Below are 21,891 nucleotides of genomic sequence, written 5' to 3' on the forward strand. Positions count from 1 at the left end.
CCGTGCGAGCGCGCGCGGCCGGGGATGAAACGATGACGGCATGGCTATCGAGTGGGTCGAGGACCCGGCGGACCCGAGGCTCAGCGACTACCGGGACCTCACCGACATCGCGCTTCGTCGCGTCAGCGAACCCGCCGCGGGGCTCTACATCGCCGAGACCTCGAAGGTCATCGAGCGGGCCGTTGCCGCCGGACACAGGCCGCGGTCGTTCCTCGTGCACGAACGGCGGCTGGCCGACGTCGACCATCTCGCCGGCGACGCGCCCGTGTTCGTCGTCCCGGCGGAGGTCGCCGAGCAGGTGACCGGGTACGCCGTGCACCGCGGCGCCCTCGCGGCGATGCACCGCCCTGCTCTGCGTCCGGTCGCCGACGTCGTGGCGGGGGCGCGGCTCGTGATGATCCTCGAGGACATCGGCGACCACACCAACGTCGGCGCGGCTTTCCGTGCGGCGGCGGGTCTGGGCGCCGACGCCGTGCTGGTCTCACCCCGCTGCGCCGATCCGCTGTACCGCCGGAGCATCCGGGTGAGCATGGGCACCGTCTTCCAGGTGCCGTGGACGCGGATGCCGGAGTGGGACGACGCCCTCGCCGACCTCCGCAACGCGGGCGTCCACCTCGCCGCGCTCGCGCTCGCCGACGACGCGGTCACGCTCGACGACTTCGCCGCCTCTCGTCCCGAACGCGTCGCGGTGGTCCTCGGGGCGGAAGGGGACGGGCTCTCGCGCAGGGCGCTGGAGGTCGCCGACACCGTCGTCACGATCCCGATGACGGGCGGGGTGGACTCGCTCAACGTCGCGGCCGCGTCCGCTGTCGCGCTGTGGGCGCTCCGCTGAGCGGGGTCAGTCCTCGGCGCGGGAGCGAATAACCGGGAGGGCGTCGGGTCGCTTCGCGGTGACGAGATCACCCGAGGACTGGTGTCGGAGCCTCCGGAGGACCCAGGGCACGAGGTGCTCGCGCGCCCACACCAGGTCGTTCTGTCGCGCCGCGCGCCACGTGATCGCCGGGAGCGGGTCGGGCTCCATCGGATGCAGGTCGTTGGGGACGTTGAGCGCGCGCAGCACCATGCGCGCCACCTCATGGTGGCCCAGGGCGTTCAGGTGCAGGCGGTCGTCGTCGAAGAACCGCATGTCCTGGATCTCCTTGAGCGCCCACTGGTCGGCGACGATGCAGTCGTACCGATCGGCGATCGCGCGGATGTTCTCGTTGTAGATCGCCACGCGACCCCGGATGCCACGGAACACCGGCGTGAATGCGGTGTCGATCCCGGTGAACACCACGACGGTGGCTCCCTGCGAGGACAGGCGCGCGACCGCATCCTCGAACTGGACCGCGACGGCGTCGGGGTCACCGCCCGGGCGGATCACATCGTTGCCGCCGGCGGAGAAGGTGATCAGGTCGGGCTTGAGAGCCAGGGCGGGCTCGATCTGCGCCGCCACGATCTGGCCGATCAGCTTGCCACGGACGGCCAGATTCGCGTAGGCGAAGTCGTCGACCTGCGAGGACAGCACTTCGGCGACGCGGTCGGCCCAGCCGCGGTGACCGCCGGGGAGGGAGGGCTCGGGGTCGCCGATGCCCTCCGTGAAGGAATCGCCGAGGGACACCATTCGGCGCCACGGGTGGGTGATCGGATTGGGGACGTACGGGGAACGATTATCGTCTGCCGCCGGCTCGTTCTTTCGCATGGCAACCTCCGCGTCGAGGTTACCTGTCGGCGGGAGCATCTATCGTGGATCGACGTGACAGGCGAGCAGACGACGAAGGAGGTGGAGGTGAACGGTTCGAGCCACGATCCGTCCCAGCCGCACTTCGGAAGCTTCGCCGCCGAGCATCTCTCGCCCGCCTTCCCGCAGCGTGCGCCCTGGGGAACCGCCCAGAACCTCCGCGCGTGGCAGGCCGAGGCCCTCGAGCAATACTTCGCGATGGACGGCCCCGACGGGCCCGGCAGCGGTCCCCGCGACTTCCTCGCCGCCGCGACACCCGGCGCCGGCAAAACGACCTTCGCCCTCCGTCTGGCGAGCGAGCTGCTGCGCCGCCACGTCATCGACCGGATCATCGTCGTCGCCCCGACCGAACACCTCAAGACCCAGTGGGCCGACGCCGCCGCGCGCGTGGGCATCCGCCTCGACCCGCGCTTCAGCAACAAGCACTTCTCGCCCGCCCGGCACTATCAGGGCGTCGCGGTCACGTACGCCCAGGTCGCCGTGAAGGCGTCGGTGCACCAGCACCTGACGCTGAACTCGCGGGCGCTGGTGATCCTCGACGAGGTGCACCACGGCGGAGACGCGCTCAGCTGGGGCGATGCGCTCCGTGAGGCCTACGGGCGGGCGACGCGACGGCTGCTGCTGTCCGGCACCCCCTTCCGCAGCGACACCGCCCCGATCCCGTTCGTGGAGTACCACCCGAACGACAAGGGCATCCGGATCTCGCGCACCGACTACAACTACGGCTACGGGCGGGCGCTCGTCGACGGCGTCGTCAGGCCGGTGCTCTTCCACGTCTACGCGGGGCAGATGCGCTGGCGGACGAAAGCGGGCGACGAGTACGAAGCCCACCTCGGTCAGGACAACACGAAGGACATCAACGCGCAGGCGTGGCGGACGGCGCTGAATCCGGAGGGCGACTGGATCCCCGCCGTGCTGCGCTCCGCCGATCGCCGGCTCACCGAGATCCGCGAGGACGTCCCGGATGCCGGTGGCCTGATCATCGCGACCGATCAGACCGCGGCTCGTGCATACGCCGCGATCCTCCGGCAGATCACGGGTGAGTCTCCGACCGTCGTCCTCTCCGACGACAAGGCGGCCTCGGGCCGCATCGAGACGTTCTCGCAGGCGACGACCCGCTGGATGGTCGCGGTGCGGATGGTGTCCGAAGGCGTCGACGTGCCGCGCTTGGCCGTCGGCGTGTACGCCACCAGCGCCTCGACGCCGCTGTTCTTCGCGCAGGCGATCGGTCGCTTCGTGCGTGCCCGACGGCGCGGAGAGGCGGCATCCGTCTTCCTCCCCAACGTCCCGCAGCTGCTGGCGCTCGCGAACGAGATGGAACGCGAGCGCGACCACGCCCTCGACCGGGAGAGCGACGGCGAGGACGGGCTCGAGGACGCGATGCTCGCCGAAGCGGAGCGCGAGGACAAGGCCTCCGATGCGCTGACGGAAGAGGGCAGCTACCAGGCACTCGGGTCGACGGCGCACTTCGACCGCGTCCTCTTCGACGGCAAGGAGTTCGGCCAGCTCGCCGTGCCCGGCACCCCCGAGGAAGAGGAGTTCCTCGGCATCCCGGGACTCCTCGAACCCGAGCACGTGCACGACCTGCTGATGCAGCGGCAGTCGCGGCAGAGTCGGCACCGCAAGGCCCGCGAGAGCCGGGAGGCCCAGCGCGCCGAGGAGACGGGCGAGGCGCCCGCGCTGCCCCCGGCCCTGCACCGCACCCTCCGAGAGCAGCGGCAGCTGCTCAACAGCCTCGTCGGACTGTACGCGCGCCAGAGCAACCAGCCGCACGGCTCGGTCCACGCCGAGCTTCGCCGGGTCTGCGGCGGCCCCGAGGTCGCCCGCGCGACGGTCGCGCAGCTGCAGGCGCGCATCGACGTCCTCCGCCGCCGCGTCCACTCCTGAGGGTGGCCCGGCGACCCCGCTTCGGCGATCCGAAAAGCTGACAGTCTCGGCTTTCGGGCCCGCCGCGCGCCCGCCGCTGGCTAGCGTGGAAGGGACATGAGCGCGAAGAACCCGACGGCATCGCCGACCACCACGGCCAAGGATCGACGTCGCTGGGCGCAGTACCTCGTCGACGAGCGCGCGGAAGCGCGCGTCTACCGCGAACTGGCGAGCCGCAAAGCCGGCGAGGAGCGGGCGATCCTGATCGCTCTCGCCGACGCCGAGGGGCGACACGAGGAGCATTGGCTGCGCCTGCTCGGCGGCGAGCCGGCGAAGCTCCCCGTCGCGTCGCTGCGCACGCGAATGCTCGCGAACATGGCACGCCGATTCGGGTCGATCTTCGTTCTCGCGCTCGCGCAGAATGCCGAGAACCGGTCGCCGTATGACGACGACCCCCATGCGACGGCGGCGATGCGCGCCGACGAGAAGATCCACGGCGAAGTGGTGCGGAGTCTCGCCGCGCGCGGCCGTACGCGCCTCTCCGGCAGCTTCCGGGCCGCGGTGTTCGGCGCGAACGACGGACTCGTGTCGAACCTCGCACTCGTGATGGGCATCGGCGCCACCGGTGTCGCACCCGGGTTCGTCCTGCTCAGCGGTCTCGCGGGTCTGCTCGCCGGGGCCCTGTCGATGGCCGCGGGGGAGTACGTCTCGGTGCGTTCGCAGCGGGAGCTGCTGCACGCCACTCAGCCCAACAACGACGCCGATCACGTCCTCCCCGACCTCGACCTCGACGCCAACGAGCTCGCCCTCGTCTATCGGGCCCGCGGTCTCGACGAGGCGACCGCCCTGACGCGCGCCCAGACGGTGATCGGAGCCGCCCACGCGAGCGACCGCACGGTGCCGTATCGGCGGCAGCCGGAAGCCGCCGCCGATCTCGAGACGGTGGGGTCAGCGGTGTCCGCGTCGCTCGCGAGCTTCGGGTTCTTCGCCTCCGGCGCGATCATCCCGGTGCTGCCGTGGATCTTCGGTCTCTCGGGGGTCGCGGCGGTCGTCCTGTCCCTCGTCCTCGTGGGCGCCGCGCTGCTGGCGACGGGCGCCATGGTCGGCCTGCTGTCGGGCGCTCCGCCGCTCCGGCGCGGTCTGCGGCAGCTCGCGATCGGGTTCGGAGCCGCCGCGGTGACCTACGTGCTCGGCCTCGCGTTCGGCGTGTCGGTGACGTGACCGTCTCGATTTAACGCTGCGCCGGAAGCGTGCTAATCTCGATCTTCGGTTGCGAAACCGAAAACACCTTGCGCGGGTGGCGGAATAGGTAGACGCGCTAGCTTGAGGTGCTAGTGCCCGAATAGGGCGTGGGGGTTCAAGTCCCCCCTCGCGCACGAACGAATGGGTCCCGGAAACGGGGCCCATTCTTCATTTCCCCGCACCGCTGAGCGGGCCCGCGTCGGACGGGTGCGCACGCGCCTCCGGGGTAGCGTGGAACGCATGTCCGAACACGAAGATCTGCCCGAAGTCGCTCGCGTCGCCCGCGATCTCATCCGGTTCGACACCACGAACTTCGGCGAGGGACGCTCCCACGGCGAGCGCGAGGCCGCCGAGTACGTCGGCGCTTACCTCGAGACCCTCGGGCTCACGCCGGAGTACTACGAGCCGATCTCGCGGCGCACCAACGTCTCGGCGCGCATCCCCGGCCGCAACCCCGACAAGCCCGCGCTCATCCTCCACGGCCACCTGGACGTCGTCCCCGCCGTCGCGGAGGACTGGTCGGTCGACCCATTCGCCGGGGTCGTCAAGGACGGGATGCTCTGGGGTCGCGGAGCGGTCGACATGAAGGACATGGACGCCATGATCCTGACCTCCGTGGCCGACATCCTGCGCGCCGGCGAGCAGCCCGAGCGCGACATCATCGTCACGTTCTTCGCCGACGAGGAGAACGGCGGCGTCGAAGGATCGCAACTGGTCATCCGCGACCGCGCCGAGTGGTTCGCCGGTGCCACCGAGGCCATCAGCGAGGTCGGCGGGTACTCGATCGCGGTCGGCGACCGACGCGCATACCTGCTGCAGGTGGGGGAGAAGGCCCTCGTCTGGATCCGCCTCCACGCGCGAGGCCTCGCCGGACACGGCAGCCGCCATCACCCCGACAACGCCGTCACGCGTCTGGCCGAGGCGGTCGCCGCTCTCGGCCGCACCGGCTGGCCGATCGAGCTCACCTCGACGACCCGACAGCTGGTGGCCTCGCTCGCCGACCTGTCCGGTTCGCTCGCCGACGACCCCGACGCCGTCGCCGACTCGACCGGCGCGGCATCCGCGTTCCTGCGGTCCACGTTCCGGACGACCACCAACCCGACCGGCCTGACGGCCGGGTACAAGCACAATGTGATTCCGGATGCCGCGACCGCCGCGATCGACATCCGCACCCTGCCGGGGCAGGAGGAGGCGGTGCTCGCCGAGGTGCAGCGGATCGTCGGCGAGGACATCGAGATCGAGGTCGTCCACCGCGACATCGGCCTCGAGGTGCCCTTCGCGGGTGACCTCGTCGACGCGATGGTCGCCTCGCTCGCGCGCCACGATCCGGGTGTGCCGGTGATCCCGTACCTTATGGGAGGAGGGACCGACAACAAGGCCCTCGCCGAACTCGGCATCGCCGGCTTCGGATTCGCACCGCTGCGACTGCCCGCCGACCTCGACTTCACCGGGATGTTCCACGGTGTCGACGAGCGTGTCCCGATCGATGCGCTGGTGTTCGGGCAGCGTGTGCTCACCGACCTGATCCGCAGCTACTGAGAGGCGTCCATGCAGATTATCGAGGCGATCATCCTGGGCATCGTCCAGGGCCTGACCGAGTTCCTCCCGATCTCCTCGAGCGCACACCTGCGGATCGTCGGCGAGTTCCTGCCGTCGGCCGAGGACCCCGGCGCGACGTTCACCGCCATCACGCAGATCGGCACCGAGCTCGCCGTCCTGGTCTACTTCTGGGGCCGGATCATGCGGATCATCGCGGCGTGGGCGAAGTCGCTCGCTGGCAAGATCCCGCGCAACGACCCCGACGCGCGGATGGGCTGGATCGTCATCATCGGCACCCTGCCGATCGGTGTGCTCGGCTTCCTCTTCCAGGACGTGATCCGCGACACGTTCCGCAACCTCTGGCTCGTTGCGACGGTGCTCATCGTGTTCGGCATCATCCTCGGCATCGCCGACGCCCTCGGCAAGCGCGTCCGCACCGAGAAGGACCTCACGATCGGGCACGGCCTCGGGCTCGGCTTCGCGCAGGCGCTCGCGCTCATCCCCGGCGTCTCGCGCTCGGGCGCGACCACGACGGCCGGTCTCGCGCTCGGCTACACGCGCCCCGCCGCCGCGGAGGTCGCCTTCCTCCTCGCCGTGCCCGCCGTTTTCGGTAGCGGGTTCTACGAGCTGCTGCAGGCGATCAACGAGCCGGGCGAGTCGGTGTTCACCCTCGGGGAGACCGCCGTCGCCACGGTCGTCTCCTTCGCCGTCGGCTGGGCCGTCATCGCCTACTTGATGCGGTACCTGCAGAAGGGCAGCTTCCTGCCGTTCGTCATCTACCGCGTCGTCCTCGGCGTCGTGCTGCTCATCCTGCTGGCCACCGGAGTGCTGCAGGCGTTCTGACCCGGGTCCGGGTCGGATGCCGCGCCTCCCGCGGCCTGCGGCGGCGATCCGTCCCGGCTCAGCGGCGCGGGTCGTCCTTGCCGCCGCCGCGCGGGCCGTCACCGCGACGGCGCAGGTACTTCTCGAACTCCTGCGCGATCGCGTCGCCGGAGGCCTCGGGGGAGTCCCACGTGTCGCGGGTGTGCTCGAGCTGGCGGATGTACTCGGTCATCTCCTCGTCGTCCGCCGCGGCGGCATCGATCGATGCCTCCCACGCGAGCGCGTCGCCGGGGAGCTCTCCGCGGGCGACGGTCGCCCCGGTCATCTCCTCGAGCTTGTCCAGGAGGGCGAGCGTCGCCTTGGGTGAGGGGGTGTGTCCGGCGACGTAGTGCGGAACGCTCGCCCACAGTGCGGCCGTCGGGATGCCGCTGCGCTCGGCGGCGCTAGCGATCACCGACAGGATCCCCACCGGGCCCTCGTACGTCGAGCGCTCGAGGCCGAGCAGCGTCCGCAGCTCTTCGTTGTCGGAGCCGGCGAAGACGGAGATCGGGCGCGTGTGCGGCACGTCGCTCATCATCGATCCGAGCGCGACGATGCCGGTGATGTCCTCGTGGAGCGCCGCGTCGACGAACTCCGCGGCGAACGCCTGCCACGCGCGCGCGGGCTCGGGGCCCGTCAGCAGCCACAGGGACGTTGCGTCGGGATCGACCGCGAGGGGACGCCACAGCACAGCTTCGGGCCACACCAGGGAGCGCACACCGTCGGCATCCGCCTTCATCTGCGGTCGCGTGTACTGGTAGTCGAAATAGAGTTCGGGGTCGACGCTGGAGGCGCGCTCGAAGTGGCCTGCGGCCTGAATCTGGGTGGCCGCAGCCGTCGCCGCTTCGCCGGCGTCGTTCCAGCCGTCGAAGGCGATCACGAGCACCCGATTACCCAGTCCCTGCACGGACGTCCTCTCTTTCGGTACCCCCACGATACGCCGCCGCCCGCCAGGCGGGTGGGCGCGGCTCACTTAGGCTTGTGCGGTGACTTCCCCCCTTCCCGCCGCGGTCCTCTGGGACATGGACGGCACCCTCGTCGACACCGAGCCCTACTGGATGACGGCGGAGACCGCTCTCGTCGAGCGCTTCGGCGGCACCTGGAGCCACGAGCAGGCACTGGGGGTCGTGGGTCTCGGGCTCGAGGATTCCGCGCAGGTGCTCCAGGCCGCCGGCGTGCAGCTGAGCGCATCCGAGATCGTCGACCACCTCACCGAGGAGGTCCGCCGCCAGCTGCGTGAGCTGGGCGTGCCGTTCCGTGCCGGTGCGCAGCAGCTGCTCCGCGACCTGCGCGACGCCGGAGTGCCCACGGCGCTCGTCACCATGTCGATGCGCCGGATGGCGCAGGAGGTCGTCGACCTCATCGACTTCGACGCCTTCGATCTCGTGATCGGCGGTGACGAGGTCGAGCGACCCAAGCCCTTCCCCGACCCGTACCTGCAGGCGTGCGAGCGGCTGGGGGTCGATCCCGGCGAGACCGTCGCGCTCGAGGACTCTCCCAACGGGGCCCGCTCGGCGATCGCCGCCGGGACGGTGACGATCGGCATCCCGAACATGCTCCCGCTCGACGACGTGGGCGCCTACACCCTTTGGTCCACCCTCGACGGCAGGACGCCCGCGGACCTCGCGGACGTCCTCGCTGCGGCTCGCGCGGAGGTGCGTGCATGAATCTCGATCTTCGACCCAGCGGTCCGTTCCGCCTCGGCGACCGCGTCCAGCTGACCGGTCCGAAGGGCAAGCTGCACACCGTCACCCTCCGCGAGGGCGGTGAGCTGCACACCCACCACGGTGTGCTGCGGCACGAGAGCATCGTCGGCCAGCCCGACGGATCGGTCGTCGTCGGCAGCGGCGGACACGAGTACTTGGCGCTGCGCCCGCTGCTGAAGGACTTCGTCATGTCGATGCCGCGCGGCGCCGCCATCGTCTACCCGAAGGATGCCGCGCAGATCCTGGCGTCTGCGGACATCTTCCCCGGCGCGACGGTCGTGGAGGCGGGCGTCGGCTCGGGCGCACTGTCGATGTGGCTGCTGCGCACCATCGGATCCTCTGGCCGGCTGCTCTCCTTCGAGCGCCGCGAGGAGTTCGCCGACGTCGCACGCGCGAACGTGGAGACCTTCTTCGGCCACTTCCCGGAGTCGTGGAACGTGCTGGTCGGCGACCTCGCGGAGGAGCTTCCCGCCGCCGCGGCACCGGGCACCGTCGACCGGGTCGTGCTCGACATGCTCGCCCCCTGGGAGTGCATCGACGTCGTCGCCGAGGCGCTGACCCCCGGCGGCGTCGTGCTCTGCTACGTCGCCACCGCCACGCAGCTCAGCCGCGTCGCGGAGTACATCCGCGGCACCGGACTGTTCACCGACACCGAGGCCACCGAGACGATGGTGCGCGGCTGGCACGTGGAGGGCCTCGCCGTCCGACCCGACCACCGGATGGTCGCGCACACCGGCTTCCTCATCACCGCGCGCCGTCTCGCTCCCGGCGCCGTGCCCCCCGATGTCCGCAAGCGCGCGCTGAAGAAGCCGAGTTACGCCGACGAGGACGTGGAGGCGTGGACCCCCGGCGCCGTCGGCGACCGGCAGATCACCGACAAGAACCTCCGCAAGCGTGTCCGCAATGCGCAGAAGGCCGTCGACGGCGCACGTCGCGCGGCGGAGGACCGATCGGACGAGACCGTAGACTGAACCAATGCGTCAGATCCCCGCGGCCCTCGCCGTGCTCGGCCTCTCCGCCCTCGCTCTCACCGCCTGTTCCGCAGCCCCTGGCGACCCCGCCGACTGCGACCGCGCGGCATCCGAGTCGACGGCGCTCGACCTCATCGACGTCACCGGCGAGCAGGGCCAGCCCAGGGCCCGCACCAGCGCACCGGTCCACGTGACCGAGACCGCATTCACCGACCTGACCGTCGGCGCGGGAGCGGCCGTCACCACCCGCGCGCAGGACATCGTCTTCACCACGACCGTGCTCAACGGCACGACCGGCCAGACCCTGCTCTCGTCGGGGACGACCGTCCAGCAGGTCGAGCAGTGGGCCACCTTCTCCGAGGGCATCGCCACCATGCTCGAGTGCGCGACCGAGGGCTCGCGCATCGTCGGCGCGATCGCTCCCGACGACCTCTCGGATCAGGCCATCGCCAACATGGGGCTCTCCGAGGGTGACAGCGCCATCTTCGTGATCGACCTCGACAAGGTTTACCTGCCCGCCGCCGACGGTGCACCGCAGTACGTCGACGGCAGCGGCATCCCGACCGTGGTGCTCGCTCCCGACGGTCGTCCCGGCATCACCGTGCCCGACGCCGAGGCGCCCACGGACCTCGTCCTGAAGACCCTGAAGAAGGGCGACGGCGAAGAGGTCGACGGCGACGCCACGGTGCGCGTGCACTACACGGGCGTGCTCTGGGAGACCGGAGAGGTGTTCGATTCTTCGTGGGAGAAGGGCACGACCGCCGCGTTCGGTCTCGACGGTGTCGTCCCCGGCTTCGCCGAGGCGATCGAGGGCCAGACCGTCGGCTCGCAGGTGCTCGCGGTCATCCCGCCCGAGCTCGGCTACGGCGACGCCGGTCAGGGCACCATCCCCGGGGGAGCGACGCTCGTGTTCGTGGTCGACATCCTCGGCATCGACGAGGACGCCCCCGCCGCGCAGTGACGCCCGTCGCGTGACGCGGAGCGGCGGAGCGCAGGACACGGCACGGTGACCGGCCGCCCGCGGAAGCCCGCGCCTAGGATGGTCGTGTGAACGCCGAGTCTGCCCGCAGCGCACCCGAGGAGCGCCTGGTCAACCTCGTCGTCGCGCTCCTCGCCACCGAGCAGGGGCTCACGAAGGACACGATCCTCGGCTCGGTCTCGGGCTATCGCGAGCAGATGGATGCCGGTGCCTCGAAGGACGCACTCGAGAAGATGTTCGAGCGCGACAAGGAGAACCTCCGCGGGCTCGGCGTGCCGATCGAGACGATCGGCGACTTCACCGATCCCGACGACCTCCGCGAGGCGCGGTACCGCGTTCCGACGGCGGAGTACGCGCTTCCCGCGGACATCGGGTTCAGTCCCGCCGAGATCGCCGTCCTGAACCTCGCCAGCGGCGTGTGGGGCGAGACCAGCATGTCGGCGCAGGCGCGCAGCGGCCTCCGCAAGATCCGAGCGCTCGGCATCGACGTCGACGCGCCCATCATCGGGTACGCGCCCCGCATCAGCCTCCGCGAGCCCTCCTTCGCCCCGTTGCAGCGCGCGATCGAGCAGGCCCGCGTCGTCGAGTTCGACTACATCAGGGGCGGTTCCGCCACGGCGCACCGCCGCCGCGTGCAGCCTCTCGCGCTCCTGGAGTACGAGGGCAGGTGGCACGTCTACGGCATCGACGAGTCGATGCAGGCCGAGCGCACCTTCCTCCTCACCCGGATCAGCTCCGACGTCACCCTGACCCGGGCCTCCTTCGACCCGGCGCTGCGCGAAGGCGCCGGGGAGAAGGCCCTCGCAGGGCTCGCCGCCCTCGCCCAGCGCCAGCGGGCGCTGCTGGAGGTCGAGCCCGGCACCGAGGCGGCGCTGCGGCTGCTGCGTCGCGGCATCCCGGCCGAGCAGGGACTGCACGTGCCGTATGTCGACGCGCACATCTTCGCCGACGAGCTCGCCTCGTACGGACCGGAAGTGCGCGTGGTCGCACCCGCCGATCTGCGTGCCCTCGTCATCGACCGCCTCGAGCGCACCCGCGCCCTTCACGCCGCGGAGGAGGTGGCATGAGAGCCAAGCCGATGGTCGCGACCGACCGCGCCTCGCTCATGCTGCAGCTCGTGCCGTATCTCATCAGTCGCGGCGAGGTGTCCGTCGACGAGGCCGCGGAGGAGTTCGAGGTCACGCCCGATCAGATGCGCGCGATGGTCGAGAAGCTCACCGTCATCGGCCTCCCCGGTGAGGGCGGCTTCTGGCAGATGGCGAACGACCTGTTCGACATCGACTGGGACCTCCTCGACGAGCAGGACCGCATCGTCATCACGAACGCCGTCGGGCTCGAGCGGACGCCGCGCCTGACCGCGCGTGAGGCTGCCGCCCTGCTGGCGGGCCTGCAGATGGCGGCGAGTCTCCCCGGCGTCGGGGACAGCGGCGTCGTGCAGGGCCTGCTCGCCAAGCTCGCCCGGGGTGCCTCCAGCGCGCCCGCCGACGTCATCGTCGCACCCACCGCGGTCGACGAGGTGCGCACGACCGTCGCCGAGGCGATCCGGGCAGGCGTCGCGGTGTCGTTCACGTACAAAGCGCCGGACGCCGCGCCCACCACTCGCACCGTCGACCCGGTGAAGGTCCACATCGCCGACGGTCAGTGGTACCTGCAGGGCTGGTGCCATCTGCGTGAAGCGGTGCGCACCTTCCACCTCGACCGGGTTTCCGAACTCGCCCTCACCGGCATCCCGATCAGCCACGGCACCGACCCCGTCCCCGGGCTGTTCACACCCGGTGACACGGATGCCGTGGTCTCGGTGCGCTGCCGGCCCGACGTCCTGCCGCTGCTCGGCGAGTACGTCGACCGGTCGTCCGTCCGCGGAGACGGGGAGTTCCGCGAGGCGGCACTGCGGGTCGCGGATGAGCGCAGCATCAAGCGCGTCGCGGCGCGCCTGGGCGGGGACGTGGAGATCGTGGCGCCCGTGCAGGCGCGCGTCTCGGCAGCGGCGTGGGCCGATGCCGGGCTTGCGCAGTACCGGTGATCCCCGGATCTGAGCCCCCGGTTAGACTGAGGTGACATCGACCCCGAGGAGGCTCCCATGGGCGGCTTGCAAGGCTGGCATCTGATCATCGTCCTGCTGGTGATCCTGCTGTTGTTCGGGGCTGCCAAGCTTCCGGCGCTCGCGAAGAGCCTCGGCCAGTCCGCCCGTGTGTTCAAGGGTGAAATGAAGGCGATGAAGGAAGAGGACGCGCCGGCGACTCCCGAGACGTCCACGCCCCCCACCTCGACGTCCTCGTCGGTGCCGCCGTACCCGCCGCCCGTTCAGGGCACCGGTGGGCCGCAGACGCCCGGCGCCTGACACCCGCAGTGGCGCGCACGCGTCGCAGCGTCGATCCTGACGCGCCCTACCGCGACAAGCGCATGTCCCTCGCGGATCACCTCCGCGAGTTCCGGAAGCGACTGCTGATCGCCGTTGCCGCGCTCGTAGCGGGCATGGTGATCTCGTTCTTCCTCACCGACGGCATCATCTGGGCCATCACCGAGCCGATCCGCGTGGTCGCGGAGCGACGTGGCGACGGCGCGGAGGTGGTGTTGATGTTCGACACGGTCACCTCCGCATTCGACCTGCGCCTGCGCATCGCGTTCGCCGTCGGCATCCTGCTGTCCGCGCCGGTCTGGCTCTGGCAGATCTGGGCATTCCTCATGCCCGGTCTCACCCGCAAAGAGGTCACCTACACGATCGCGTTCGTCTCGGCGGCCGTGCCGCTCTTCTTCGCGGGAGCGTTCTTCGGCTGGCTCGTGTTGCCGCATCTGGTCGACCTCATGGCCGGGTTCACCCCGAACCAGGCGGCCAATTTCTACCAGGCGAAGTACTACTACGACTTCGTCTTCAAGCTGCTCCTCGTGGTCGGCGTCTCGTTCGTCACCCCGGTCTTCCTCGTGGCCCTCAACCTCGCGGGGGTCATGACCGGGAAGGAGATCATGAAGGGGTGGCGCGTCGCGATCGTCATCGCGACGACCTTCGCGGGCTTCGCGACTCCGGCCGCCGACATCATCAGCATGCTCGTGCTCGCCGCCATCCTCACCGTCCTCTTCTTCGCCGCTGCCGGCCTGTCGATGCTCTTCGATCGTCGCCGCAGCAAGCGCGAGACCGAGCTGCTCGGATCGGCCGCGTGAGCGACCCGGCGTCCCGCTACGCCCAGGCGCAGGCACAGCGATCCCACCCGAGATCGGCCGCGTTCGCCGCCGCGCAGTCCTTCGACCTCGACCCGTTCCAGATCGCCGGATGCCACGCGCTCGAAGACGGACGGAGTGTGCTCGTCGCCGCCCCCACCGGGGCCGGCAAAACCATCGTGGGGGAGTTCGCCATCCACCTGGCGATGGGGGAGCCCGGCGAGAAGGCGTTCTACACGACGCCGATGAAGGCCTTGTCGAACCAGAAGTTCCGCGAGCTGCAGCAGGTCTACGGCGACGAGAACGTCGGACTGCTCACCGGCGACACCAACATCAACGGCAACGCGCGGGTGGTCGTGATGACCACCGAGGTGCTCCGCAACATGATCTACGCCGACTCCCCGGCGCTGCGCGGGCTGCGGTACGTCGTGATGGATGAAGTCCACTACCTCGCCGACCGCTTCCGCGGAGCGGTGTGGGAAGAGGTCATCATCCACCTGCCGTCCTCCGTGCGGCTGGTCTCGCTGTCGGCGACCGTGTCGAACGCGGAGGAGTTCGGTGACTGGCTCGACACCGTGCGCGGCGACACCGCCGTCATCGTCTCCGAGATCCGCCCGGTGCCCCTCGAGCAGCATGTGCTCGTCCGGGGCGACCTGCTGCCGCTGTTCGACGACCGCGCCGGCATCGCGACCGCGCAGGTGAATCAGGAGCTCACCCGCATCCGCTCGCCCAAGGGCGCGACGTTCGAGAGCAACCGCCGAGCGTCGGAGTACCGCGGCCGCAACGACCGTGAGGCGCGCCGCCCGCACCGTGGCGGTCACCGGCCCGTGCGCCCCTCCAACGCGCAGCGCATCGAACGGATCGATCGACCGCAGGTGGTCGAGCTGCTCGGCCGGGCGAACCTCCTTCCGGCGATCTTCTTCATCTTCAGCCGCGCGGGCTGCGACGCCGCGGTGCAGCAGGTGCGGCGTTCGGGCGTGCGGCTCACCTCGACGCAGGAGCGCGACGAGATCCGTCGGATCATCGACGACCGTATGCGGCCGCTCCAGGATGAGGACCTCGGCGTGCTCGGATACTGGGAGTGGCGCGACAACCTCGAGCGCGGCGTCGCCTCCCACCACGCGGGGCTCCTGCCCGCGTTCAAGGAGGTCGTCGAGGAGCTCTTCCAGCGCAAGCTCGTGAAGGTCGTCTTCGCCACCGAGACGCTCGCCCTGGGCATCAACATGCCGGCGCGCACGGTGGTACTCGAGAAGCTCGAGAAGTTCAACGGCGAAGCGCGCGTGGCGATCACCTCGGGGGAGTACACGCAGCTGACCGGTCGGGCCGGCCGCCGCGGCATCGACGTCGAAGGCCACGCCGTCGTGCAGTGGACCGAGGGCCTCGACCCGCAGGCTGTCGCCGCTCTCGCCTCGCGTCGCACCTACCCGCTGAACTCGAGCTTCCGCCCGACCTACAACATGGCCGTCAATCTCATCGACCAGTTCGGCCGCGAGCGCGCCCGTGAGGTGCTGGAGTCCTCCTTCGCGCAGTTCCAGGCCGACCGCGCCGTCGTGGGCATCGCGCGTCAGGTGAAAGATGCCGAGGAGTCGCTCGCCGGCTACGAGAAGTCGATGACCTGCGACCGAGGCGACTTCACGCAGTACTCCGGGCTGCGGCGCGAGCTGAGCGCCCTCGAGAAGCTGAACCGGGCCGACAAGACGGCGCCCGCGCTGATCCGCCAGCAGCGCCAGAACGAGATCCAGTCCGTGCGGCGCCGAATGCAGCGGCATCCGTGTCACACCTGCCCCGATCGGGAGGCGCACGCACGCTGGGCGGAGCGCTACTGGAAGCTGCGGCGGCGCACCGACAAGATGCGCCGCGACATCGAGACCCGTACCGGCACCGTCGCGCGGATCTTCGACCGCATCGTCGACGTGCTCAGTGAGCTGGATTACGTCACCTTCGACGACCAGGGCGCTGCGTCGCTGACGGATGCCGGTCGCACGATGCGCCGGATCTACGGCGAACGCGATCTGCTGGTCGCCGAGTCGCTGCGGCGCGGGCTGTGGAACGACCTCGATCCGGCGTCGCTCGCCGCGCTCGCGTGCTGCCTCGTCTACGAGCCGCGACGGGAGGAGTCGGCGGAGTACGGCCTGCCGCGTGGCGCCTTCCGCGAGGCGCTGGCACGCACCCAGGAGCTCTGGGCCGAGCTCGACGATCTCGAGCAGGATCACCGCCTGCCGGGCAGCGAGCCGATCGCCACGGGACTCGCGCGCGCGATGAACTCGTGGGCTCGGGGCGGGAGCCTCGATCGGGTGCTCGACGAGGCGGACATGGCCGCCGGCGATTTCGTCCGCTGGACGAAGCAGACGATCGACCTGCTCGATCAGCTGTCGATCGTCGCCGACATCGCCGTCGCCGGCACGGCGCGCAAAGCACTCGACGCGGTCCGCCGCGGCATCGTCGCCTACAGCTCCGTCTGACTCGTCGCCCCCTGGCACCCGCCGCGCCCGGCGCTCGCCCCAGCCCGGGCGTCCGGCGGGGGGATGCGCGGGCCGGCGATGACGACGTCCCGGGAGGGGGAGGCGGGCCGAACGTCGGTCAGTGGAGGGGATGACGGGAATCGAACCCGCGTAATCAGTTTGGAAGACTGAGGCTCTACCATTGAGCTACATCCCCGAGCCGCTGGAAAACAGCGACTCGACGAGTGTACCGGACGTGGTCGGCTAGACTGACCAACGGCCGTTTTTCGGCGCTCGCCCGCGTGCGCGCCCGGGGCGTAGCTCAGCTTGGTAGAGCGCCCGCTTTGGGAGCGGGAGGCCGCAGGTTCAAATCCTGTCGCCCCGACATAACGGCCCCACGAACCCAGACCCCAAACAGACGCGCGCCTGCGCGGCTGGCGAAGGAGAACGACAGGCATGGTCACCAGCACCGTCGAGCAGCTGAACCCGACTCGGGTGAAGCTCCACATCTCGGTCACCCCCGAGGAGCTCAAGCCCAGCATCGCGCACGCCTACGAGCACATCGCTCAGGACGTGCAGATCCCCGGCTTCCGCAAGGGCAAGGTCCCCGCACCCATCATCGACCAGCGCATCGGTCGCGAGGCCGTCCTCGAGCACGCCGTCAGCGAGGGTCTCGACCAGTTCTACCGTGAGGCCGTCACCGCGAACGAGGTCCGCATCGTCGGCCGCCCGTCCGCCGAGATCGTCGAGTGGCCGAGCACGAAGGACTTCTCCGGCGACCTCAAGGTCGAGGTCGAGGTCGACGTCCGTCCCGAGTTCGAGCTGCCCTCCTACGACGACATCACCGTCGAGGTCGACGCCGTCGAGACCGACGAGGCCGCGATCGACGCCGAGCTCGACAAGCTCCGCAGCCGCTTCGGCACCCTCGTGACCGTCGACCGCCCCGCGAAGGCCGGTGACTTCGTCGAGCTCGACCTGGTCGCCACGATCGACGGCACCGAGATCGACCGCGCCGAGGGCGTCTCCTACGAGGTCGGCTCGGGCGAGCTGCTCGAGGGCATCGACGAGGCGATCGACTCGCTGACCGCCGGTGAGGACACCACCTTCCGCTCGAAGCTGGTCGGCGGCGACCACGCCGGCGAAGAGGCTGAGGTCTCCGTCTCGGTCAAGGCCGTCAAGGAGCGCGAGCTGCCCGAGGCCGACGATGACTTCGCGCAGGTCGCGAGCGAGTTCGACACGATCGCCGAGCTCCGCGAGAGCCTCGTCGAGCGCGTCTCGCAGCAGTCCGTCTTCACGCAGGGCTCCGCCGCGCGCGACAAGCTCATCGAGATCCTCATCGAGCGCTCGGACATCCCCGTCCCCACCAAGCTCGTCGAGGACGAGGTGCACGCTCACCTCGAGGGCGAGGGTCGCCTGGAGGATGACGTCCACCGCGCCGAGGTCACCGAGGCGAGCGAGAAGCAGTTCCGCACGCAGATGGTTCTCGACAAGGTCGCTGAGAAGCACCAGGTGCAGGTCTCCCAGGAGGAGCTCACGCAGTACCTCATCCAGTCCTCGCAGCAGTACGGCATGTCCCCGCAGGACTTCGTCGACGCGCTCCAGGAGGGCAACCAGCTTCCCCTCATGGTCGGCGAGGTCGCCCGCAACAAGGCTGTCGCCGTCGCGCTGGGCAAGGTCAAGGTCGTCGACACCAACGGCAAGACGGTCGACCTGACCGGTTTCGTCGCCGAGGAGGACGAGGCCGAGGCTGAGGCTGAGGAGGCTCCCGCCGAGGAGAAGCCTGCCAAGAAGGCTCCGGCCAAGAAGCCTGCCGCGAAGAAGGCCGACGCCGACGCGGATGCCGCGGCGGACGAGAAGCCCGCGAAGAAGGCTCCGGCCAAGAAGGCGCCTGCCAAGAAGGCCGCCGACGCCGACGCCCCCGCGGAGAAGAAGGCTCCGGCCAAGCGCGCCACCAAGAAGGCCGCTGACAGCGAGTGATCTGACGTCGTCCGAGGGCGGTGGGAGCCGGAAGGCCCCGCCGCCCTCGGTCGTTTCCGGGCAGCGGATGCCGCGGGCGGTATGCCCACGGCGAACACGGGCGAGACGCCGAATCCGCGCCACTAGATTCGAAACACGAACACGAATCCAGGAGAACATCCATGGCTGAACCCCTCATGGCGACCAGTGTCTTCGACCGGTTGCTGAAAGACCGCATCATCTGGCTCGGTTCGGAGGTGCGCGACGAGAACGCGAACGAGATCTGCGCCAAGATCCTGCTGCTCGCCGCGGAGGATTCCGAGAAGGACATCTACCTCTACATCAACTCGCCCGGTGGCTCCATCACCGCCGGTATGGCGATCTACGACACGATGCAGTTCGTCCCGAACGACATCGTCACCGTCGGCATCGGCATGGCGGCATCCATGGGTCAGCTGCTACTGACCAGCGGCACCAAGGGCAAGCGCTACATCACCCCCAACGCCCGTGTGCTGCTGCACCAGCCCCACGGTGGCTTCGGCGGCACCTCGAGCGACATCCAGACGCAGGCGCAGCTCATCATCAGCATGAAGAACCGCCTCGCCGAGATCACCGCGGCGCAGACCGGCAAGTCCGTCGAGCAGATCAACGCCGACGGCGACCGTGACCGGTGGTTCACTGCTGAGGAAGCCCTCGAATACGGGTTCGTCGACCACATCCGCGAGCACGCCGCCGACGTGGCCGGCGGCGGCGGGACCGAGAACTGAAGCGACCGGAGGACACCGACAGCATGAACACCCCCACCTTCGGCCGCCCGCAGGGCATCGCGATGCCCTCGAGCCGGTACATCCTGCCCCAGTTCGAAGAGCGCACCGCCTACGGCTACAAGCGCCAGGACCCCTACAACAAGCTGTTCGAGGACCGTGTCATCTTCCTCGGTGTGCAGGTGGACGACGCGTCGGCCGACGACGTCATGGCCCAGCTGCTCGTCCTCGAGTCGATGGACCCCGACCGCGACATCATCATGTACATCAACTCGCCCGGCGGCTCGTTCACGGCCATGACGGCGATCTACGACACGATGCAGTACATCTCGCCCCAGGTCTCCACGGTCGTCCTCGGCCAGGCTGCGTCCGCGGCATCCGTGCTGCTTGCCGCCGGCGCCACCGGCAAGCGTCTGGCGCTGCCCAACGCGCGCATCCTGATGCACCAGCCCGCCGTCGGCGAAGCCGGTCACGGGCAGGCGTCGGACATCGAGATCCAGGCCGCGGAGATCCTCCGCATGCGCACGTGGCTCGAAGACACGATGGCCCGCCACACCAACCGCGACGCGGCACAGGTGCACAAGGACATCGACCGCGACAAGATCCTCTCCGCGCAGGAGGCGCTCGAGTACGGCATCGTCGACCAGGTGCTGACCTCGCGCAAGCGTCTGCCGGCCGCGATCACCTCCTGATCGCACCGCGCCGGACGATGCCCCGCCGATCCGTCGGCGGGGCGTCGTCGCATCTGGCGCTCATCCACACTCGCGTCGCAATCCCCTCCGTGTCGGGATCTGCGATTAGGCTCATCACCAGCACCTGGAAACCTGAGGGGGAGCGGACATGGCACGAATCGGTGAGAGCGCCGACCTGTTCAAGTGCTCCTTCTGCGGAAAGAGCCAGAAGCAGGTGCAGCAGCTCATCGCGGGCCCCGGCGTCTACATCTGCGACGAATGCGTCGAGCTCTGCAACGAGATCATCGAAGAGCGTATGGCGGAGTCGGGAGGCGGCGAGGTCAGCGACTTCGACCTCCCGAAGCCGCGTGAGATCTTCAGCTTCCTCGAGGAGTATGTCGTCGGGCAGGAGCCGGCCAAGCGGGCCCTCGCCGTCGCCGTCTACAACCACTACAAGCGCGTCCGTGCCCGCGGCACCCTGCAGCCCGCCGAGCAGCGCGCCGACGAGGTCGAGATCGCGAAGAGCAACATCCTGCTCCTCGGTCCCACCGGCTGCGGCAAGACCTACCTCGCGCAGACGCTCGCCAAGCGCCTCAACGTCCCGTTCGCGGTGGCGGATGCCACGGCCCTCACCGAGGCCGGCTACGTCGGCGAGGACGTCGAGAACATCCTCCTGAAGCTCCTTCAGGCCGCTGACTTCGACGTCAAGCGTGCCGAGACCGGCATCATCTACATCGACGAGGTCGACAAGATCGCCCGCAAGGCGGAGAACCCGTCGATCACCCGTGACGTGTCGGGCGAGGGTGTGCAGCAGGCGCTTCTGAAGATCCTCGAGGGCACGGTCGCATCCGTCCCTCCGCAGGGGGGACGCAAGCACCCGCACCAGGAGTTCATCCAGATCGACACGACGAACGTGCTGTTCATCGTCGCCGGCGCCTTCGCCGGGCTGGAGGACATCATCTCCTCGCGCGTCGGCAAGCACGGCGTCGGATTCGGCGCGCCGCTGCAGGACAAAGAGCAGGAGCTCGACGTCTTCCGCGATGTGCTCCCCGAAGACCTCCACAAGTTCGGGCTCATCCCGGAGTTCATCGGCCGTCTCCCGGTCGTCACGACCGTCTCCCCGCTCGACCAGGACGCGCTCATCGAGATCCTGACGGGTCCGAAGAACGCTTTCGTGAAGCAGTATCAGCGGATGTTCCAGCTCGACGGCGTCGAGCTGGAGTTCGAGGAGGAGGCGCTGCGCGCCATCGCCGACCTCGCCGTGGCGCGCAAGACGGGCGCCCGTGGTCTGCGCGCGATCCTCGAAGACGTGCTGGGCCCGATCATGTTCGAGATCCCGTCGGCCGAGGACGTCGACAAGGTCATCGTGACGCGGGCCTCGGTCACCGAGGGCGCGCCTCCCACGCTCGTGCTGCGTCAGAAGCGCAAGAGCGCGTGACCCTTCGCCGCGGCTGACCCTCCGCGAGGCCCCGCCGCGCGTCAGGCGGAGCGGACCGGCAGGATGAGGTCTGTGCGAAGCTGGTCGGTCGCCGTCGTCGACGGGTCGCTCACGTACGCCTCGATGAACACGCCTTTCGGCTGGCCGTCGGCTGCCGCCACGAGACGTCCCCACGCATCGCCGAGCCCGTCATAGGAGCCGAGGTGCGAGGTCACCATCGCGTTCCCGGCGGGCAGTGCGGAGGCGTGGATCGCACCGGCGGGCGTCTCGATGTCGCGCGTCGGGGCACCGGCGGTGGGGAACCCGATCTCGACGTCGAAGACGCCCGAGGGGTCGCCGTGGTAGATCGCAAACGCCGGACCCACCGGCGTGACCAGTCCCGCGCCGACGGCCGTTCCCAGCGCCGTGAAGGATCGGTCGAAGAGGGTGCGCAGATCGTCCAGACGGATCCCGTTGTGGCGGATCACCGTCATCAGCGCAGCCTCCAGGAAGAGGAGCTGTGCGCCGTCATAGGGGGTCGGTGCGAGCGGAGGAATGGAGTCTGCCATGGGCTGATCCTGGCACGGTCGCCCGGGGCGCGA

General features: G+C 69.7%; 20 protein-coding genes and 3 tRNA genes. 19 read left to right on the top strand and 4 right to left on the bottom strand.

The window, feature by feature from the left end; translation table 11 throughout:
- Positions 1-40: 40 nt before the first annotated feature.
- The gene (locus tag ACHFGS_RS02330) at positions 41-832 is read left to right on the top strand and encodes a TrmH family RNA methyltransferase (RefSeq protein ID WP_394289102.1); all 792 of its coding nucleotides are present in this window, start codon (positions 41-43) and stop codon (positions 830-832) included.
- Positions 833-838: 6 nt separating this feature from the next.
- On the opposite strand, the gene ACHFGS_RS02335 is transcribed toward ACHFGS_RS02330, so the two are convergent.
- Positions 839-1,681 (bottom strand): SGNH/GDSL hydrolase family protein, encoded by an 843-nt coding sequence (locus tag ACHFGS_RS02335; protein WP_394280308.1) that lies wholly within the window; start codon positions 1,679-1,681, stop codon positions 839-841.
- 87 nt (positions 1,682-1,768) lie between these two features.
- Here ACHFGS_RS02335 and ACHFGS_RS02340 point away from each other — a divergent pair, with 87 nt between their 5' ends.
- The 5 genes from ACHFGS_RS02340 to ACHFGS_RS02360 all read left to right on the top strand — a co-directional run bounded on the left by ACHFGS_RS02340 (position 1,769) and on the right by ACHFGS_RS02360 (position 7,210).
- The gene (locus ACHFGS_RS02340; protein ID WP_394280319.1) at positions 1,769-3,607 is read left to right on the top strand and encodes a DEAD/DEAH box helicase; all 1,839 of its coding nucleotides are present in this window, start codon (positions 1,769-1,771) and stop codon (positions 3,605-3,607) included.
- A gap of 96 nt (positions 3,608-3,703) precedes the next feature.
- Positions 3,704-4,807: a VIT1/CCC1 family protein gene (locus ACHFGS_RS02345; RefSeq protein ID WP_394280309.1), complete on the top strand. Its 1,104-nt coding sequence runs from the start codon at positions 3,704-3,706 to the stop codon at positions 4,805-4,807.
- Positions 4,808-4,877: 70 nt separating this feature from the next.
- Positions 4,878-4,962: transfer RNA gene (locus tag ACHFGS_RS02350), tRNA-Leu, on the top strand.
- Between the two features lie 106 nt (positions 4,963-5,068).
- Positions 5,069-6,367 carry a M20/M25/M40 family metallo-hydrolase gene (locus ACHFGS_RS02355; RefSeq protein ID WP_394280310.1) on the top strand — a complete coding sequence of 433 codons (1,299 nt, stop codon included), beginning with the start codon at positions 5,069-5,071 and terminating at the stop codon, positions 6,365-6,367.
- Positions 6,368-6,376: 9 nt separating this feature from the next.
- Complete coding sequence (locus ACHFGS_RS02360; protein WP_394280311.1) at positions 6,377-7,210, top strand: undecaprenyl-diphosphate phosphatase; 834 nt, start codon at positions 6,377-6,379, stop codon at positions 7,208-7,210.
- A 58-nt stretch (positions 7,211-7,268) separates the two neighbouring features.
- On the opposite strand, the gene ACHFGS_RS02365 is transcribed toward ACHFGS_RS02360, so the two are convergent.
- Positions 7,269-8,135, bottom strand: a complete 867-nt coding sequence (locus tag ACHFGS_RS02365) for a PAC2 family protein (RefSeq protein WP_394280312.1) — start codon at positions 8,133-8,135, stop codon at positions 7,269-7,271.
- Positions 8,136-8,214: 79 nt separating this feature from the next.
- Between ACHFGS_RS02365 and ACHFGS_RS02370 the strand changes: the two genes are divergently transcribed.
- The 8 genes from ACHFGS_RS02370 to ACHFGS_RS02405 all read left to right on the top strand — a co-directional run bounded on the left by ACHFGS_RS02370 (position 8,215) and on the right by ACHFGS_RS02405 (position 16,502).
- Positions 8,215-8,895 (top strand): HAD family hydrolase, encoded by a 681-nt coding sequence (locus ACHFGS_RS02370; protein ID WP_394280313.1) that lies wholly within the window; start codon positions 8,215-8,217, stop codon positions 8,893-8,895.
- Positions 8,892-9,905: a tRNA (adenine-N1)-methyltransferase gene (locus ACHFGS_RS02375; RefSeq protein WP_394280314.1), complete on the top strand. Its 1,014-nt coding sequence runs from the start codon at positions 8,892-8,894 to the stop codon at positions 9,903-9,905. Before ACHFGS_RS02370 ends, ACHFGS_RS02375 begins: the two co-directional genes overlap by 4 nt.
- 4 nt (positions 9,906-9,909) lie before the next feature.
- A complete protein-coding gene (locus ACHFGS_RS02380) occupies positions 9,910-10,866 on the top strand; it encodes an FKBP-type peptidyl-prolyl cis-trans isomerase (RefSeq protein WP_394280315.1) in 957 nt (318 codons plus the stop codon).
- 86 nt (positions 10,867-10,952) lie between these two features.
- A complete protein-coding gene (locus tag ACHFGS_RS02385) occupies positions 10,953-11,951 on the top strand; it encodes a helix-turn-helix transcriptional regulator (protein ID WP_394280316.1) in 999 nt (332 codons plus the stop codon).
- Complete coding sequence (locus ACHFGS_RS02390; protein ID WP_394280317.1) at positions 11,948-12,907, top strand: helix-turn-helix transcriptional regulator; 960 nt, start codon at positions 11,948-11,950, stop codon at positions 12,905-12,907. The genes ACHFGS_RS02385 and ACHFGS_RS02390 overlap by 4 nt, the downstream gene beginning before the upstream one ends.
- Before the next feature lie 57 nt (positions 12,908-12,964).
- Positions 12,965-13,225, top strand: a complete 261-nt coding sequence (gene tatA, locus ACHFGS_RS02395) for a Sec-independent protein translocase subunit TatA (RefSeq protein ID WP_394280318.1) — start codon at positions 12,965-12,967, stop codon at positions 13,223-13,225.
- A 62-nt stretch (positions 13,226-13,287) separates the two neighbouring features.
- Positions 13,288-14,043: a twin-arginine translocase subunit TatC gene (gene tatC / locus ACHFGS_RS02400; RefSeq protein ID WP_394280320.1), complete on the top strand. Its 756-nt coding sequence runs from the start codon at positions 13,288-13,290 to the stop codon at positions 14,041-14,043.
- The gene (locus ACHFGS_RS02405) at positions 14,040-16,502 is read left to right on the top strand and encodes a DEAD/DEAH box helicase (protein WP_394289103.1); all 2,463 of its coding nucleotides are present in this window, start codon (positions 14,040-14,042) and stop codon (positions 16,500-16,502) included. The genes tatC and ACHFGS_RS02405 overlap by 4 nt, the downstream gene beginning before the upstream one ends.
- Positions 16,503-16,624: 122 nt before the next feature.
- Here the strand turns inward: ACHFGS_RS02405 and ACHFGS_RS02410 are convergent.
- Positions 16,625-16,698: transfer RNA gene (locus ACHFGS_RS02410), tRNA-Gly, on the bottom strand.
- Positions 16,699-16,792: 94 nt separating this feature from the next.
- Here ACHFGS_RS02410 and ACHFGS_RS02415 point away from each other — a divergent pair.
- From ACHFGS_RS02415 to clpX, 5 genes are all read left to right on the top strand, one after another.
- Positions 16,793-16,866: transfer RNA gene (locus ACHFGS_RS02415), tRNA-Pro, on the top strand.
- A 71-nt stretch (positions 16,867-16,937) separates the two neighbouring features.
- Entirely contained in the window at positions 16,938-18,458 is a 1,521-nt protein-coding gene (tig, locus tag ACHFGS_RS02420; RefSeq protein WP_394289104.1) for a trigger factor, read from the top strand.
- Between the two features lie 20 nt (positions 18,459-18,478).
- Positions 18,479-19,204, top strand: coding sequence for an ATP-dependent Clp protease proteolytic subunit (locus ACHFGS_RS02425; protein WP_394280053.1), 726 nt, complete (start codon positions 18,479-18,481; stop codon positions 19,202-19,204).
- 23 nt (positions 19,205-19,227) lie between these two features.
- Positions 19,228-19,893, top strand: coding sequence for an ATP-dependent Clp protease proteolytic subunit (locus ACHFGS_RS02430; RefSeq protein ID WP_394280054.1), 666 nt, complete (start codon positions 19,228-19,230; stop codon positions 19,891-19,893).
- Between the two features lie 148 nt (positions 19,894-20,041).
- On the top strand, positions 20,042-21,310 hold the full coding sequence (gene clpX / locus ACHFGS_RS02435) for an ATP-dependent Clp protease ATP-binding subunit ClpX (protein ID WP_394280055.1): 1,269 nt from the start codon (positions 20,042-20,044) through the stop codon (positions 21,308-21,310).
- Between the two features lie 41 nt (positions 21,311-21,351).
- Here clpX and ACHFGS_RS02440 read toward each other — a convergent pair whose 3' ends face one another.
- Positions 21,352-21,858 (bottom strand): GyrI-like domain-containing protein, encoded by a 507-nt coding sequence (locus tag ACHFGS_RS02440; protein ID WP_184218027.1) that lies wholly within the window; start codon positions 21,856-21,858, stop codon positions 21,352-21,354.
- Between the last annotated feature and the right edge of the window lie 33 nt (positions 21,859-21,891).

This window comes from Microbacterium sp. (assembly GCF_043427715.1).
In the GTDB taxonomy this organism is placed as follows: domain Bacteria; phylum Actinomycetota; class Actinomycetes; order Actinomycetales; family Microbacteriaceae; genus Microbacterium.

What these genes read in the sequence shown, in the direction of transcription:
- ACHFGS_RS02440 (WP_184218027.1), bottom strand. Translation starts at nt 21,858, where the DNA reads ATGGCAGACTCCATTCCTCCGCTCGCACCGACCCCCTATGACGGCGCA.
- tig (WP_394289104.1), top strand. Translation starts at nt 16,938, where the DNA reads ATGGTCACCAGCACCGTCGAGCAGCTGAACCCGACTCGGGTGAAGCTC.
- clpX (WP_394280055.1), top strand. Translation starts at nt 20,042, where the DNA reads ATGGCACGAATCGGTGAGAGCGCCGACCTGTTCAAGTGCTCCTTCTGC.
- ACHFGS_RS02355 (WP_394280310.1), top strand. Translation starts at nt 5,069, where the DNA reads ATGTCCGAACACGAAGATCTGCCCGAAGTCGCTCGCGTCGCCCGCGAT.
- tatA (WP_394280318.1), top strand. Translation starts at nt 12,965, where the DNA reads ATGGGCGGCTTGCAAGGCTGGCATCTGATCATCGTCCTGCTGGTGATC.
- tatC (WP_394280320.1), top strand. Translation starts at nt 13,288, where the DNA reads ATGTCCCTCGCGGATCACCTCCGCGAGTTCCGGAAGCGACTGCTGATC.
- ACHFGS_RS02330 (WP_394289102.1), top strand. Translation starts at nt 41, where the DNA reads ATGGCTATCGAGTGGGTCGAGGACCCGGCGGACCCGAGGCTCAGCGAC.
- ACHFGS_RS02375 (WP_394280314.1), top strand. Translation starts at nt 8,892, where the DNA reads ATGAATCTCGATCTTCGACCCAGCGGTCCGTTCCGCCTCGGCGACCGC.
- ACHFGS_RS02430 (WP_394280054.1), top strand. Translation starts at nt 19,228, where the DNA reads ATGAACACCCCCACCTTCGGCCGCCCGCAGGGCATCGCGATGCCCTCG.
- ACHFGS_RS02380 (WP_394280315.1), top strand. Translation starts at nt 9,910, where the DNA reads ATGCGTCAGATCCCCGCGGCCCTCGCCGTGCTCGGCCTCTCCGCCCTC.
- ACHFGS_RS02390 (WP_394280317.1), top strand. Translation starts at nt 11,948, where the DNA reads ATGAGAGCCAAGCCGATGGTCGCGACCGACCGCGCCTCGCTCATGCTG.
- ACHFGS_RS02360 (WP_394280311.1), top strand. Translation starts at nt 6,377, where the DNA reads ATGCAGATTATCGAGGCGATCATCCTGGGCATCGTCCAGGGCCTGACC.
- ACHFGS_RS02345 (WP_394280309.1), top strand. Translation starts at nt 3,704, where the DNA reads ATGAGCGCGAAGAACCCGACGGCATCGCCGACCACCACGGCCAAGGAT.
- ACHFGS_RS02335 (WP_394280308.1), bottom strand. Translation starts at nt 1,681, where the DNA reads ATGCGAAAGAACGAGCCGGCGGCAGACGATAATCGTTCCCCGTACGTC.